The sequence below is a fragment of the Bacteroides ovatus genome (assembly GCF_001314995.1).
GTDB classification, from domain to species: Bacteria; Bacteroidota; Bacteroidia; order Bacteroidales; family Bacteroidaceae; genus Bacteroides; species Bacteroides ovatus.
On record NZ_CP012938.1, the window covers coordinates 4,060,815 to 4,076,689 of the forward strand.

Here is a 15,875-nt window from a genome sequence, read left to right on the forward strand (position 1 = left end):
ACTATGGAGTACAATTTCAGAGAAATTGAAAAGAAGTGGCAGAAAAGGTGGGTAGAAGAGAAAACCTACCAAGTTACGGAAGATGATTCGAAGCAAAAATTTTATGTACTAAACATGTTTCCTTACCCATCAGGAGCTGGTCTACACGTAGGTCATCCGCTGGGATACATTGCTTCGGATATTTACGCCCGTTACAAACGACTGCAGGGCTTCAATGTACTCAACCCAATGGGATATGACGCTTACGGTTTGCCGGCAGAACAATATGCTATCCAGACCGGACAGCATCCTGCTATCACTACCGTCAACAATATCAACCGCTACCGCGAGCAGTTGGACAAAATAGGTTTCTCTTTCGACTGGAACCGTGAAATCCGTACTTGCGACCCGGAATATTATCATTGGACCCAATGGGCCTTCCAAAAAATGTTCAACAGCTATTATTGTAACGATGAACAGGAAGCCCGTCCTATCGAAGAACTGGAAAAAGCCTTCGCCATCTACGGAAACGAAGGACTCAATGCCGCTTGCAGCGAAGATATCAGCTTTACTGCCGAAGAGTGGAACGCCAAAAGCGAAAAAGAAAAGCAGGAAATCCTGATGAACTATCGTATCGCTTATCTGGGTGAAACAATGGTAAACTGGTGTGCCGAATTAGGAACTGTACTGGCTAACGACGAGGTAGTAGACGGAGTCAGCGAACGTGGCGGTTTTCCTGTTATCCAGAAGAAAATGCGCCAATGGTGTCTGCGTGTATCTGCGTATGCACAACGCTTGCTTGATGGATTGGACACGATCGAATGGACAGATTCTCTGAAAGAAACCCAAAGAAACTGGATCGGACGTTCGGAAGGTGCCGAAGTGCAATTCAAAGTAAAAGACAGTGACCTCGAATTCACTATTTTTACCACTCGTGCAGATACCATGTTCGGTGTTACCTTTATGGTATTGGCTCCGGAAAGTGAATTGGTGGCACAGTTAACGACTCCTGAACAAAAAGCAGAAGTAGACGCCTACCTCGATCGTACCAAAAAACGTACGGAACGCGAACGTATTGCCGACCGTAGTGTTACCGGTGTGTTCAGTGGTTCGTATGCTATTAATCCGTTCACAGGTGAAGCAGTGCCTGTATGGATCAGCGATTACGTACTGGCCGGATACGGAACAGGAGCTATTATGGCTGTACCTGCTCATGATAGCCGCGACTATGCATTTGCCAAACATTTCGGATTGGAAATCCGTCCGTTGGTAGAAGGTTGTGATGTTAGCGAAGAAAGTTTCGATGCAAAAGAAGGTATTGTTTGCAATTCTCCGCGTCTTGATGTCACTCCTTACTGTGATCTTTCATTGAACGGACTGACCATCAAAGAAGCGATAGAGACAACCAAGAAATATGTAAAAGAGCACAATCTGGGCCGTGTGAAAGTGAACTACCGTCTGCGTGACGCTATTTTCTCTCGCCAACGTTACTGGGGTGAGCCGTTCCCTGTTTACTACAAAGACGGAATGCCCTATATGATTGACGAAGCCAGCCTGCCGCTGGAACTTCCGGAAGTCGCTAAATTCCTGCCTACCGAAACAGGTGAGCCTCCATTAGGACACGCAACTAAATGGGCTTGGGATACAGTAAACAAATGTGTCATAGAAAATGAGAAGATTGACCATGTAACCGTCTTCCCGCTGGAACTGAACACCATGCCGGGATTCGCCGGTTCTTCGGCTTACTATCTCCGCTACATGGACCCGCATAATCATCAGGCATTAGTTGATCCGAAAATTGACCAGTACTGGAAAAATGTAGACCTATATGTAGGTGGTACCGAACATGCAACAGGGCACTTGATTTATTCTCGTTTTTGGAATAAATTCCTGTATGACATGGGTGTGTCTGTAATGGAAGAACCCTTCCAAAAGTTAGTAAACCAAGGAATGATTCAAGGTCGCAGTAACTTTGTATATCGTATCAAAGATACCAATACTTTCGTTTCACTGAACCTGAAAGATCAGTACGAAGTTACCCCTATTCACGTAGACGTAAATATCGTATCTAATGATATTTTGGATTTGGAAGCATTCAAAGCATGGCGTCCTGAATATAAAACAGCCGAATTTATCCTCGAAGACGGAAAATATGTCTGCGGATGGGCAGTTGAAAAGATGAGTAAATCTATGTTCAATGTAGTCAATCCGGATATGATTGTTGAGAAATACGGTGCAGATACACTTCGTATGTACGAAATGTTCCTCGGCCCGGTAGAACAGTCCAAACCGTGGGATACAAACGGAATCGACGGTGTACACCGTTTTATCCGTAAATTCTGGTCGTTGTTCTACAGCCGTACAGACGAATATCTGGTGACAGACGAACCTGCAACAAAAGAAGAATTGAAGAGCCTTCATAAATTAATCAAGAAGGTGACTGGTGATATTGAACAGTTCTCTTACAATACATCTATCAGCGCATTCATGATTTGCGTAAACGAACTCTTCAACCTGAAATGTAGCAAAAAAGAGATTCTGGAACAGCTCGTTATCACTCTCGCTCCTTTCGCTCCACATGTCTGCGAAGAGTTGTGGGATGTATTGGGACACGAAACTTCCGTATGCGACGCCCAATGGCCTGCATACAACGAAGAATATCTGAAAGAAGATACTGTCAACTATACCATCTCTTTCAACGGAAAGGCACGTTTCAATATGGAATTTGCAGCAGATGAAGCTTCGGACGCTATTCAGGCGGCGGTATTGGCCGACGAACGTTCGCAGAAGTGGATTGACGGCAAGACTCCAAAGAAAATCATTGTCGTTCCGAAGAAGATTGTAAACGTTGTAATTTAAAGTATTAAGTAATAAGTATTAAGTATTATCCGTAGCCGCTATCCCAATATATCCGCCAGGTTAATACTTAATACTTTATACCTAATACTTTAAAAATCCTATTACTTAAAATCCTATGCATAAACTATCAAAAGCAGAAGTAATGAGAGAAGTGAAAGATTATATCTACATCACTCTCGGATTGATAAGCTATTCTTTGGGATGGGCTGCATTCCTGTTACCTTATCAGATAACTACCGGAGGAACTACCGGTATCGGAGCTATTATCTATTATGCAACGGGATTTCCAATCCAATGGTCATACTTCATCATTAATGCAGTTCTGATGACCTTCGCAATCCGGGTATTAGGTCCAAAATTTAGTATAAAAACCACTTATGCTATTTTTACGCTGACTTTTCTGCTTTGGTTATTCCAGTTGGTGGTGAACAATTATGTAGAAGCACCGGATATGACGCCGGACGGTAAGCCGCTATTGCTCGGTACAGGACAGGACTTCATGGCCTGTATTATTGGTGCAGCCATGTGCGGTGTAGGCCTCGGTATCACTTTCAACTACAATGGAAGTACGGGTGGAACAGATATTATCGCAGCCATCGTCAATAAATACAAAGATGTATCGCTTGGACGAATGATTATGATTTGTGATGTATTCATTATCAGCTCCTGTTACTTTATATTTCATGATTGGCGCCGGGTTATTTTCGGTTTTGTCACCCTGTTTATTATTGGTGTTGTGCTCGACTGGATTATCAACAGTGCTCGTCAATCGGTTCAATTCTTCATCTTCTCTAAGAAATATGATGAAATAGCCGACCGTATCATTAAAGACGCCGACCGGGGAGTAACGGTACTCGACGGTACGGGATGGTACAGTAAAACCAATGTGAAAGTGTTGGTAGTACTTGCCAAGAAACGTCAGTCACTCGAAATTTTCCGTTTGGTAAAACGCATTGATCCGAATGCTTTTATCTCTCAAAGTTCCGTTATCGGTGTGTATGGCGAAGGATTCGATAAGCTAAAAGTGAAATAAGAACCGGTTGATAAGTAGTGAACAACCCTGTTAAAACAAAAAATAAGATGATGAAACGCAAACTTGTATTTGCTACCAATAATGCTCATAAACTAGAAGAAGTAGCCGCTATCCTGGGAGATCAAGTAGAATTATTAAGTCTCAATGATATCGGTTGCCAAACGGATATTCCCGAAACTGCTGAAACACTGGAAGGAAATGCGTTATTAAAATCTTCCTATATCTACAAAAACTATCATCTGGATTGTTTTGCCGATGATACGGGATTGGAAGTGGAAGCCTTGAACGGAGCTCCCGGAGTCTATTCCGCCCGCTATGCAGAAGGTGAAGGACACGACGCCCAGGCTAATATGCTCAAACTTCTTCACGAACTGGACGGAAAGGAAAACCGTAAAGCACAATTCCGCACCGCTATTTCGTTGATACTGGACGGAAAGGAGTATCTCTTTGAAGGAGTGATAAAAGGCGAAATAATCAAAGAAAAACGTGGTGATTCCGGATTTGGCTACGACCCTGTATTCATGCCTGAAGGTTATGACCGGACTTTTGCCGAATTGGGAAATGATATCAAGAACCAAATCAGCCACCGTGCACTGGCTGTACAGAAACTTTGTGAGTTTCTGCAAAGCTGATTATACATACCCACTTAAAATATAAAACACAATGAAGAAAATTACTTTGTTTACTTTACTTACGCTCCTATTGTGTACTTCGTGTGTAACAAAAAAGAAGTTCATGCTTGCAGAGATGGCAGCCACCGCAAGCAAAGACAGTCTGCAAGGGTTGTTGGATAACTCCCGCGAAGTTGGTAACCAGCTATCGGCACAAGTCAAAAACCTCTTGCGTGATACGACCAAGATGGGGAACAGTATCCGCCAGTATCAGAGTATGTTGAATGTCAACATGACTGAACAGGAAAAACTGAATGCGCTGTTGAGCCAAAAGAAAAATGAGCTGAACGAAAGAGAACGCACGATCAATGAATTGCAGGACATGATTAAGGCGCAGAATGATAAGGTACAAAACCTCTTGAGTAATGTAAAAGACGCATTACTTGGTTTTAGTACTGACGAGCTGACCGTTCGCGAGAAAGACGGAAAAGTATATGTAGCGATGTCCGACAAATTATTATTCCAGTCAGGAAGTGCCCGCCTGGACAAACGTGGAGAGGAAGCTCTCGGCAAACTGGCCGAAGTACTGAACAAACAGACGGACATCGACGTATTTATCGAAGGACATACGGACAACAAACCAATCAATACTGTACAATTCAAAGATAACTGGGATTTGAGTGTGATCCGTGCCACTTCCGTAGTTCGTATCCTCATCAAGAATTACAATGTAAATCCTTTGCAGATTCAGCCTAGCGGCCGCGGTGAATATATGCCTATTGATGACAACGAAACAATAGAAGGAAGAAGCAAGAATCGCCGTACGGAGATTATCATGGCTCCGAAGTTGGATAAGTTGTTCCAGATGCTTCAAAGTTCGGAAGAATCCAAATAAAAAATAATTGATTCAATAATCAACAATAAAAAATCCTCTCGGTTAATAAACTGGGAGGATTTTTTTATCTTTAAAGAATTGAATTATTTTAAAACAGTTTCTAACTGTTATTCATTCAAGAACAATAATAAAAACCAAATTTCTTTATAATCCCAACTTAGCCGAAATCTCCAACATCCGCTGAATCGGCTTCACTGCCTTCTTAGCCACCTCCGGATCTACCGTTATTTCCGGTGCTTCATTCTTCAAACACTCATAGAGCTTCTCTAACGTATTCAACCGCATGAAGCTACACTCGTTACATCCGCACGTACTATCGTTCGGAGGAGCAGGGATAAACGTTGTCTGCGGACACTTCTTCTGCATCTCATGCAAGATACCCGATTCGGTAGCCACAATATAGGTGTTTTCCGGATGATTCACTGCATACTTCAACAATGCTGCCGTAGACCCTACCACATCCGCCAGTTTCAAAACCGTACTCTTACATTCGGGATGTGCCAAGACCAACGCTTCCGGATGCTGCGCTTTCAATTCCACAATCTTTTCAACAGAGAACTGTTCATGCACGTGACAGGCTCCGTCCCAAAGCAACATATTCCTGTTCGTAACAGAGTTGATATAATTACCCAAATTCCTATCCGGACCAAAAATTATTTTCTCATCTTTGGGGAAGCTTTCCACGATCTGCTTCGCATTGGTGGAAGTCACCACCACATCTGTCACTGCTTTCACGGCAGCTGTCGTGTTGACGTACGAAATAACGGTGTATCCCGGGTGCTCTTTGACAAACTGTGCAAACTGATCCGCCGGACAACTGTCCGCCAACGAACAACCTGCCGCCATGTCGGGTACCAACACTTTCTTGTCCGGACAAAGCACCTTTGCCGTTTCCCCCATAAAGTGAACGCCACACATCACAATAATGTCCGCTTCCGTTTTGGCTGCCCATTGAGCCAATGCCAAACTGTCGCCAACGTAATCGGCGATGTCTTGTATTTCCCCTTTCTGGTAGTAGTGTCCCAGAATGATTGCATTCTTTTCTTTCTTTAGCTCGTTAATAGCCTTTATGAGTTCATTCATAATAATATTCTTATTTCTTTCCTTTTAAAAAAAAATCCTTTGTTAGTGATGATAGCCTGTTAATAATGTTAGCAAATAAATACGATTTCTCTTGCCAGATAAGTTATTAGTCCATACTTCTGCTTTATGAGTCGGTTATGAACTGATGTAAAGGGCAAGATATCCTATCCTACTTGCTTCATTATCAATGAAAGCATCGTTAAATGCCGTCAAATGGAAGTTTGCTATTAACTCCCTGTTGATAAAGTGCAAAGTTAAAAACTTTATGGATATAAACAGGTAGATAAGTGCTGAAAAATATGTTTATGTCTGTGTAGAAAGTTTTGGGTTAGTTTTTTGGAATGTTCATAATGAAGGCCTCTTATATCTTCTTTTGAATAATGCAAGAATTATTTTTCAAAATCTTTGCCGATAGTTTTGACAGGTTTTAAACCGTTATCAACACCTTGTTAACTGAAAAGAATTACCTTTGTGGACAAGAACATAATAAAAGAAAAGACGTATGCGTAAACTGAAAATAACAGAGCTGAACCGTATCAGTGCCGAAGAGTTTAAACAGGTTGAAAAACTGCCTTTGGTGGTAGTGCTGGACGATATTCGTAGTTTGCACAATATAGGTTCTGTGTTCCGTACTTCGGATGCTTTCCGTATTGAATGTATCTATCTGTGTGGTATAACAGCTACCCCACCGCACCCTGAAATGCATAAGACTGCGCTGGGTGCAGAGTTCACTGTCGACTGGAAGTATGTTAATAACGCTGTTGATGCTGTTGATAACCTCAAAAACGAAGGGTATATCGTTTATTCTGTAGAACAGGCGGAAGGAAGCATCATGCTTGATGAACTTCAGCTGGATAAAACCAAGAAGTACGCTATCGTTATGGGAAACGAGGTGAAAGGGGTACAGCAGGAGGTTATTAACCATTCGGATGGCTGTATAGAGATTCCTCAATATGGTACAAAACATTCGTTGAATGTTTCCGTAACTACCGGTATTGTGATTTGGGATTTGTTCAAAAAGTTACACTAATAGTCATAATACAGGATTGGTTAATAAGTTGTTTATAACGAGTTAATAGCTTAGTTAATTCATTTATAATCAATAACTATGTTCTGTTTATAACTATATGGATCCATGTTGATTCTATGGGTGTTGGGTAGTTATTATTATAGTTGTTGATAGTTCGTTTTCAGGCTGTTAATACTTGAGTTGTCAGGTATTAACAGCCTATATGATACGTATTAATAACTGGGAACTCAAGTATTAACTTCTGAGAAACCGGAAATTAATACCTTGCAGGAAGCTTATTAATTCTTGAAATGATAACTAGTATGGTTGAGTAGTGATCAATTAGTTTATAAAGTTGATAAACTTATAAGCTGATTGATTTTAGATCTGTCCGTTCTCCACCATCAACACTACACGTTCCGTTAGTTTGTCTTCACCTTGCGGATCATATTCTTTTTTTAAACTGACTCCGAACAATGCAGCAAAAGTCTGATAGAATCCCGCTTTGAAAGGTCCCATAAATGCTTTTACCAGTTCATAACTGGTAGAATTGCTTTGGCGGTCTATTAATTTAATCAACAGTTTTCCCTGTGCAAACGAGAGTTTCTTCATTCGGGGAGTATATTGATCTTTCAATCCTTTTTCAACCCGTTTGATATGTTTTTGGCGGGCTTTCTCATTGGGTAAAGTCTGAAGATATTCGTAAGTTTCAATGATGGCCTGGTTAATTTCTCTGGAGATAGGATATACCTTTTTCACATTGCGGATCAGTCGGTAATATTCCTGGCGTTCCTTTTCATTTTTGAATTTCAACGGACGGAAAATATACACAGTTCTTAACTGGACACATGGAATGGTATCTCCATTGTAGATACACATCGGAACCAAATATCCATTGATGCTTTGTTTATCTTGAGCTTGCAGGCGCAACGAACAACAAACAATAGCAAACAGCGTCATTACTACTATGTTAAGCCTTCTTTTCACGATACAAAAATAGAATTAAAATTTTATTATTCAGACATTTCTCTTCGATGTTAACCTATTTAAAGTATCTTTGCGGCCTTATCTGTTAAAAAGCAGGAAGAATAAACCATTTTATTGATGAAAACTATTCAACTTTTACGGTTGATAAGTATTATAAACAGCCTGTTAATAATTCCTGCTTGTAGTGCTCAAAACCTTTCTGAAAGTCTTTTAGAAGATGTTCTTGAAGATTTATCCGTTAATAACGGAACTGATAACTCTGTTAATACTCCTAATTGGGAAAATGAATTGGAAGAACTTTCCAATCGTATGCAGGAACCAGTTAATTTGAATGTTGCTACCCGTGAACAACTCGAACAGTTTCCTTTCCTTAGTGATATTCAGATTGAACATTTGCTGGCTTACATCTATATACACGGACAGATGAAAACCATCTATGAACTTCAACTGGTAGAAGAGATGGATAGGCAAACAATCCAGTATTTACTACCTTTTGTCTGTATAAAAGCTATTAACAATGAACCTGCTTTTCGGTGGAAAAGTCTGTTGAAAAGCGCAGCGAAATATGGAAAAAATGAGCTGTTAACTCGCTTTGATATACCATTTTGTAGGCGAAAAGGTTATGAACATACCTATTTAGGACCTTCTGTTTATAACTCTGTGAAATACAGTTTCCGATACAGTGACCGACTCTATGCAGGAGTCGTTGCTGAAAAAGATGCTGGAGAACCTTTTGGAGCTTTACACAATCGCTACGGCTATGATTATTATTCCTTTTATCTGTTATTAAAAGATTGTGGACGATTAAAAGCATTAGCTATTGGTAACTATCGGCTTAGTTTCGGACAAGGATTAGTGATTAGCACTGATTATCTGATGGGAAAAACAATTTATGCCTCTTCTTTCAACAATCGCAGTGGCGGAATAAAGAAACACTCTTCCAGCGATGAATACAATTATTTTCGGGGAGTGGCCGCCACTGTTGCTTTATCTAAAGATTGGGATCTTTCCGGTTTCTATTCACACCGTTCATTAGATGGAGTAATCACTGACGGAGAAATCACCTCTATCTATAAAACCGGACTGCACCGAAGTCAAAAAGAAGCGGATAAAAAGAACCTATTCACCATGCAATTAACAGGTGGACACGTGAGTTATCAACACAACCGTATTCGACTGGGTATCACCGGTATTTACTACCTTTTCAACCGACCATACGAACCGGAATTAACAGGCTATTCCAAATACAATCTTCATGGAAACAACTTCTATAATCTGGGGATTGATTATGCTTACCGCTGGCATCGTTTTTCTTTTCAAGGAGAGACGGTCATCGGAAAACAAGGTTGGGCCTCTTTGAACCGTTTGCAATATTCACCGGTTCAAAACACTCAAATCATGTTGATACACCGGTTTTATTCTTATAACTATTGGGCCATGTTTGCCCATTCTTTTGGTGAAGGAAGTACGACACAAAATGAACAGGGATATTATATCGGCATGGAGACTTCTCCTTTTGCCTATTGGAAATTCTTCGCCTCATTCGATTTATTTTCTTTTCCGTGGAAAAAATACAGAGTAAATAAACCCTCTCGCGGAACAGACGGATTGCTTCAAGCCACTTTCACTCCACGCAGCTATCTATCCATGTATCTGAAGTACCGCTATAAACGCAAAGAACGGGATTGGACAGGTAGTAAAGGATCACTAACACTTCCTATTTTTCACCATCAACTTCGTTATCGTTTGAACTATTCTTTAGGAGATGTGTTAAGCAGTCGTACAACTTTAGATTATAATCATTTTCATTCTCAGGACAGAGCTGCTAATATAGGATATCAGGTTACACAAATGATATCCTCCCAACTGCCTTGGGCCAGGCTGTTTGCTGACGTTCAGGGCAGTTACTTTTTTACAGACGATTATGATTCGCGTGTATATGCTTCGGAAAGCGGATTGCTTTATACGTTTTACACACCGTCCTTCCAAGGTCGTGGATTTCGCTGCTCCGTTCGTTTCAGATATGAACTGAATAAGCACTGGTTGTTCATAACCAAGTTTGGCGAAACAGTCTATTTAGACCGGAATGAGATCGGTTCGGACAATGATTTGATCTGTGGAAATAAAAAAGCAGATGTACAAATGCAACTGCGTATTAAGTTTTAATGTATATTTGTCTGCCAGAAATAACAGAAGAATACGATATTAAATGGATGACAGGGCTACTTTTGACAAAATGTTTAATGAATGGTATGCACAGTTTGTATATTTTGCATATTATTTTATAAATGACGCTGAGGTATGCAGAGATATCGTAAGTGATGCTTTTGAGTATTTGTGGCGTAATTATGAAAAGATAGAAGAAGCGACGGCTAAAACTTATCTTTATACAATCATTCGTACACGTTGCATTGACTATCTTCGCAAGCAAAATATCCATGAAGAATATGTAGAGTTCACTTCGCAATTAACTGATAAAATGATAGAAGTCGATTCACAACATTCTGATTCTCGTGTTTTGCGTATTCGTAAAGCTATGGAAAAGTTGACTCCTTATAATTATCATATATTGGAAGCATGCTATATTCATAATAAGAAATATAAAGAAGTGGCCGAAGAATTGAATGTAAGTGTTGCGGCTATTCATAAGAATATAGTAAAGGCTTTGCGTATTCTTCGCGAAGAATTGGGGCAAGAGGGTAACCGGAATAGACTTTAAAACGTAAATATATATATTGAATACATTATTTATGGATGAAAAGAATATAAATATAAGTAAGTCGGAAGAAGAACTCCTGGAAATTATGGAGAATCGTTCTCATATAACTGCTGATCAATTACATAATTTGAAAGAAGATGAGGAATGCTTGCAAGCATGTTCTGATTTGGCAGAAATTGTGATAGAGATGCAGAAAAAACAAAATATGCTGGCAATTGATGTCCGGAATGAAATGGCAGATTTTCATAATAAACATTCTAAAAACAATCGAAGAAAAAATACACGCATGCTGTTGTGGGCCAGTATCACAGGTGTAGCGGCAGCTGTTGTCATAATTTTAGTTTTGCGTGCAATGATGATTTCGTCGCAACCGGAAATCATTCAAGTGTTTCAAGCCAATCATGTTGCCCAAGAAGTCACTTTACAAGTGAATGATGAGAAGGAAATAAAACCACTGAAAGAAGTAGTAGAATCTTTTTCGTCTTCTTCCGCTGCACAGTTGTCTTCTAAAGAAATAGATTATAGTCGCGCTCTTCTTCAGACAGAAACCAAGGAAGTGGGAAAGCAGAGAATACAGATACATAGATTAAGTATTCCCAGGGGAGAGACATTCAAAGTTGTTTTATCCGAAGGAACCGAAGTCTTCTTGAATTCAGACAGTCGATTAGCTTACCCTACGATTTTTAAAGGAAAAGAAAGAGTCGTCTCTTTGGAAGGTGAAGCTTATTTTAAAGTTACTAAAGATGCAGAACATCCTTTTATTGTAAAAACTGGAAATATACAGGTTCGCGTATTAGGAACGGAATTTAATGTGCGTAGCTACTCTCCTACTGACGTTCGTGTTACGCTCATTACAGGAAAAGTGGCTGTTAGCGATACTTGTGGGGTTCATAGTGTTGAAATGATGCCGGGACAAAGTGCACAACTTTCTTCTAACGGAACATTTGCTGTGAAAGAGGTGGATATTGAATCATTTTTATATTGGAAGGAAGGATTTTTCTATTTTGACGATGTTGCTCTGGTTGACATGATGAAAGAAATAGGGCGTTGGTATAATATAGATATTGAGTTCCGCAATAGCAAAATCATGGATCTTCGTATGCATTTCTTTGCAAATCGTCATCAAGACATCTTTCATTTGATTGAATTATTGAATCGAATGGAGAGAATACATGCTTATTTTGAAGCAGGAAAACTAATTATCGAATAAAAAGCAAGCAAAAAGATATAAATCTGAATAGAAAAATATATTTCTGAAAAAAAACTCTTTTAAGGGTAACCATTCTTTTTTAAACTTCGTATACAATTAAAAGAATGAAATATTATTTAACTATTCAGGCTTATGAAAAAGAATCAAGCACAGAAGTTCATTGTTTTATTTTGGCTTTTCCTTTTTGCCTATTCATGGCGTGTGGAAGCACAGACAGGCAAAGAAAAGCAACTAACAATGGAGTTTAAAAATGAAGGGTTGCCCTCTATTTTTAAACGTTTTGAAAAAGTATCGGGGTATAAAGTTCTTTTTATTTACGATGAAATTAGTTCTTATACTTCTACCGGAAAAGTAGAAAAAGCTACAGTTGATGAAGCATTGAAAGTGATTATTGGAAAAAATCCGTTAAAATACCACATTGACGGACAATTCATAAATATCACAAAAAAAGATTCTAAGAAGTTTTTCTCACAAGTAAAGGGAAAAGTTTTTTCCGAGGAAGACGGACTTCCGGTTATTGGCGCCACTATTATAGTGGAAGGTCCTAATAATATCCGTACTATCACAGATAATAATGGTAATTTTCAGCTCTCTGATGTTTCGAAAGATAGCCGAGTCAGAATATCGTATGTAGGTTTGGAAACCCAGTTCTTGAATCCTTCATCCTATATGTCGGTAGTGATGAAGTCTGATACAAAGGCGCTGGATGAGGTAGTGGTGACAGGTATGTTCAATAGGAAGAAAGAGGGATTCACCGGTTCTGCTGTTACTATCAAGGGTGAAGACCTGAAAAAATATAGTACGAATAATGTGGCTAAAGCAATAGCTGCTGTCGCTCCTGGGCTTCGCATCATGGATAATATCAATATGGGGTCTAATCCGAATAATCTGCCTGATATGCGTATGCGTGGCGGTGCAAATATGGATATGGCTACACAGTCTGCGGTAGATTTTAATTCTACCAGTAATGACGTATTAGCAGTTCAGGGCGAATATGAGACCTATGCCAATCAACCGCTGCTTATCATGGACGGATTTGAAATCACCATACAGACACTTGCCGATATGGATCCCGACCGTGTTGCTTCTATCGTTGTGTTGAAAGATGCGGCAGCTACAGCTATTTACGGCTCGCGTGCGGCAAATGGAGTAATTGTTATCGAAAGCAAGACTCCCAAACCGGGACGGATTTGGGTGACTTATGGTGGGGAACTTCGTATTGAAGCTCCGGATATGACCGGATATAATTTAATGAATGCAAGAGAGAAGATAGACGCAGAGTTGCAAAGCGGGCTTTATACATACGGTGGTGAGACAGTTGAAAAATGGCAGCTCTATCAATCTAAATTGCGTGAAGTGCTGGCAGGAGTAAATACTTATTGGCTGGACAAGCCTTTGCAAACAGCTTTCCAACAACGACATACGGTTACGTTGGAAGGTGGTGACGAAGCCTTGCGTTATCGGATGTATGTCGGATATAATAGTTCTCCGGGTGTGATGAAAGACAGTAAGCGTGATGTATTGACCGGTTCACTTGATTTTCAGTATCGCCTGAAAAAAGTGTTGTTAAAGAATAGCATTACGTTGGATAATTCGGTAGCTAATGAGTCTCCGTGGGGAAGTTTTAGTGAATATACCCGCTTGAATCCTTATCTGCGTCCATATGGAGAGAACGGAGAAATACAAAAACGGCTTGATAATTTCGAAGGAGTGGGTGGTGAGTCGAGCTACCTGAATCCGATGTATAATACGACATTCAACAGTAAAGACCAAAGTAAAAACTTTACAGTACGTGAACTTTTCAAGGTGGAATATAATCCTACTAATGAATTACGGTTTGAAGGAGCTTTTAATTTGTCCAAAAGCGTAGGACATCGTGATATTTTTCGTCCTGCACAACATACGCTTTTTGATAATGTGACCGATCCTACCTTAAGAGGTGATTACCGCAGAAGTCAGAGCGAAGCTGTCAATTGGGGCATAGATTTAACAGGAAGCTGGAATAAGCAACTGGAAGATCACTACCTGACTGCTAATGCACGTATGAGTGTATTGGAGAATAATTCGGAGACTTATGGAAACTATGTGACTGGTTTCCCGAATGATAATATGGATAACTTGTTGTTTGGTAAGAAATATAATGAGAAGGTGACAGGAGATGAGAGGACAACGCGCTCCATTGGTTGGGTAGCTGCTGGAGGCTATTCTTATAAATATAAGTATTCGTTCGACTTTAATATACGCTTGGACGGTTCATCACAGTTTGGAAAAAATAACCGTTGGGCTCCTTTCTGGTCAACCGGATTACGTTGGGATTTGAAAAAAGAGAACTTTTTGAAAGATGTATCTTTTATTTCCGATTTTATTTTGAGGGGTACATACGGTACGACCGGTTCCCAAGGTTTTGATCCTTATCAGGCACATGGTTATTATACATATTCCAATTTACTGCTTCCTTATTACTCATCGGATGCAACAGGTTCGGAAATCTTGGCTATGCATAATGAAAGTTTAAAATGGCAGACTACAAAAAGTACTAATCTTGCCTTGGAACTCGGTTTTTTCGATCAGCGTTTTACTGCACGTGTGGAATATTATCGGAAAATAACAGATAATATGGTTGCCAATATAAGTCTTGCTCCTTCTCTTGGTTTCAGCAGTTATCCGGAAAATCTGGGAAAGATAGAGAATAAGGGTTGGGAAATTTCTCTCTCGGCTATTCCTTATAAAAACACTGCTAAACAAGCTTATTGGACAATTACAGTAAACGGTTCTCATAATACTGACAAACTATTGAAAATATCGGAAGCGATGAAATACAGAAATGATAAAAGTGCATCAGATTTAAAAGATACGCCGTTGCCACGTTATGAAGAAGGTGAATCTCTTTCCCGTATTTGGGTAGTACGTTCATTAGGTATTGATCCGGCTTCCGGAGATGAAATATTATTGAAACGTAACGGGGAGATGACGAGTGCCGTTAACTGGAGTGCGAATGATGTAGTACCTATTGGTAATACAGAACCTAAATGGCAAGGATATATTAATTCTTCCTTTACATACAGAGGTTGGGGAGCAGATGTCAGCTTCAGGTATCAGTTTGGCGGTCAGGTATATAATCAGACCTTGCTTGACAAGGTGGAAAATGCTAATTTGAAATATAATGTAGATCGACGGGTAACTCAGCTACGTTGGGCGAAACCGGGTGATAAGGCACAGTTCCGTGTTCTTAATCCTAACGGTTTGGAAACGAAAGCCACTTCCCGGTTTATAATGGATGAAAATATATTCCAGGGAAGTTCGTTGTCTGTTTACTATCGTATGGATCGTACTAATACAAAATTTATTAGTCATTGGGGATTGAGTTCCGCTAAAGTGACGTTTAATATGGAAGACTTTTTCTATTGGTCTACAGTGAAACGCGAAAGAGGTTTGTACTATCCGTATTCCCGTCAGTTTACATTTGCTTTGAATGTTGCTTTCTAATTAA

At 39.8% G+C, this 15,875-nt stretch carries 11 protein-coding genes; 9 read left to right on the top strand and 2 right to left on the bottom strand.

Going from position 1 to position 15,875, the window contains the following annotated elements:
* The first annotated feature begins 3 nt into the window (after nt 1–3).
* The 4 genes from leuS (at nt 4) to Bovatus_RS15685 (ending at nt 5,377) form a co-directional block, all read left to right on the top strand.
* Nucleotides 4–2,838 carry a leucine--tRNA ligase gene (gene leuS / locus Bovatus_RS15670; RefSeq protein WP_004298710.1) on the top strand — a complete coding sequence of 945 codons (2,835 nt, stop codon included), beginning with the start codon at nt 4–6 and terminating at the stop codon, nt 2,836–2,838.
* A 115-nt stretch (nt 2,839–2,953) separates the two neighbouring features.
* Nucleotides 2,954–3,871, top strand: a complete 918-nt coding sequence (locus Bovatus_RS15675; RefSeq protein WP_004298714.1) for a YitT family protein — start codon at nt 2,954–2,956, stop codon at nt 3,869–3,871.
* Between the two features lie 50 nt (nt 3,872–3,921).
* Nucleotides 3,922–4,503: a non-canonical purine NTP diphosphatase gene (locus Bovatus_RS15680; protein ID WP_052587942.1), complete on the top strand. Its 582-nt coding sequence runs from the start codon at nt 3,922–3,924 to the stop codon at nt 4,501–4,503.
* 31 nt (nt 4,504–4,534) lie between these two features.
* Nucleotides 4,535–5,377: an OmpA/MotB family protein gene (locus Bovatus_RS15685; protein WP_004298719.1), complete on the top strand. Its 843-nt coding sequence runs from the start codon at nt 4,535–4,537 to the stop codon at nt 5,375–5,377.
* A 144-nt stretch (nt 5,378–5,521) separates the two neighbouring features.
* On the opposite strand, the gene nadA is transcribed toward Bovatus_RS15685, so the two are convergent.
* Nucleotides 5,522–6,460, bottom strand: coding sequence for a quinolinate synthase NadA (nadA, locus tag Bovatus_RS15690; RefSeq protein WP_004298721.1), 939 nt, complete (start codon nt 6,458–6,460; stop codon nt 5,522–5,524).
* Nucleotides 6,461–6,962: 502 nt separating this feature from the next.
* On the opposite strand from nadA, the gene Bovatus_RS15695 reads away from it, so the two are divergent.
* Entirely contained in the window at nt 6,963–7,490 is a 528-nt protein-coding gene (locus tag Bovatus_RS15695) for an RNA methyltransferase (RefSeq protein ID WP_004298728.1), read from the top strand.
* 360 nt (nt 7,491–7,850) lie between these two features.
* Here Bovatus_RS15695 and Bovatus_RS15700 read toward each other — a convergent pair whose 3' ends face one another.
* On the bottom strand, nt 7,851–8,429 hold the full coding sequence (locus Bovatus_RS15700; protein ID WP_004298730.1) for a DUF4294 domain-containing protein: 579 nt from the start codon (nt 8,427–8,429) through the stop codon (nt 7,851–7,853).
* A 144-nt stretch (nt 8,430–8,573) separates the two neighbouring features.
* Between Bovatus_RS15700 and Bovatus_RS15705 the strand changes: the two genes are divergently transcribed.
* From Bovatus_RS15705 to Bovatus_RS15720, 4 genes are all read left to right on the top strand, one after another.
* Nucleotides 8,574–10,622 (top strand): helix-hairpin-helix domain-containing protein, encoded by a 2,049-nt coding sequence (locus Bovatus_RS15705; RefSeq protein ID WP_004298732.1) that lies wholly within the window; start codon nt 8,574–8,576, stop codon nt 10,620–10,622.
* Between the two features lie 43 nt (nt 10,623–10,665).
* Entirely contained in the window at nt 10,666–11,175 is a 510-nt protein-coding gene (locus Bovatus_RS15710; RefSeq protein ID WP_004298736.1) for a sigma-70 family RNA polymerase sigma factor, read from the top strand.
* Between the two features lie 31 nt (nt 11,176–11,206).
* The gene (locus tag Bovatus_RS15715; RefSeq protein ID WP_004298738.1) at nt 11,207–12,385 is read left to right on the top strand and encodes a FecR family protein; all 1,179 of its coding nucleotides are present in this window, start codon (nt 11,207–11,209) and stop codon (nt 12,383–12,385) included.
* A 132-nt stretch (nt 12,386–12,517) separates the two neighbouring features.
* Nucleotides 12,518–15,871 carry a SusC/RagA family TonB-linked outer membrane protein gene (locus Bovatus_RS15720; RefSeq protein WP_004298740.1) on the top strand — a complete coding sequence of 1,118 codons (3,354 nt, stop codon included), beginning with the start codon at nt 12,518–12,520 and terminating at the stop codon, nt 15,869–15,871.
* The last annotated feature ends 4 nt before the right edge of the window (nt 15,872–15,875 follow it).

Coding starts and splice junctions, on each gene's coding strand:
- leuS (WP_004298710.1), top strand. CDS start 4: ATGGAGTACAATTTCAGAGAAATTGAAAAGAAGTGGCAGAAAAGGTGG.
- Bovatus_RS15675 (WP_004298714.1), top strand. CDS start 2,954: ATGCATAAACTATCAAAAGCAGAAGTAATGAGAGAAGTGAAAGATTAT.
- Bovatus_RS15680 (WP_052587942.1), top strand. CDS start 3,922: ATGAAACGCAAACTTGTATTTGCTACCAATAATGCTCATAAACTAGAA.
- Bovatus_RS15685 (WP_004298719.1), top strand. CDS start 4,535: ATGAAGAAAATTACTTTGTTTACTTTACTTACGCTCCTATTGTGTACT.
- nadA (WP_004298721.1), bottom strand. CDS start 6,460: ATGAATGAACTCATAAAGGCTATTAACGAGCTAAAGAAAGAAAAGAAT.
- Bovatus_RS15695 (WP_004298728.1), top strand. CDS start 6,963: ATGCGTAAACTGAAAATAACAGAGCTGAACCGTATCAGTGCCGAAGAG.
- Bovatus_RS15700 (WP_004298730.1), bottom strand. CDS start 8,429: ATGACGCTGTTTGCTATTGTTTGTTGTTCGTTGCGCCTGCAAGCTCAA.
- Bovatus_RS15705 (WP_004298732.1), top strand. CDS start 8,574: ATGAAAACTATTCAACTTTTACGGTTGATAAGTATTATAAACAGCCTG.
- Bovatus_RS15710 (WP_004298736.1), top strand. CDS start 10,666: ATGGATGACAGGGCTACTTTTGACAAAATGTTTAATGAATGGTATGCA.
- Bovatus_RS15715 (WP_004298738.1), top strand. CDS start 11,207: ATGGATGAAAAGAATATAAATATAAGTAAGTCGGAAGAAGAACTCCTG.
- Bovatus_RS15720 (WP_004298740.1), top strand. CDS start 12,518: ATGAAAAAGAATCAAGCACAGAAGTTCATTGTTTTATTTTGGCTTTTC.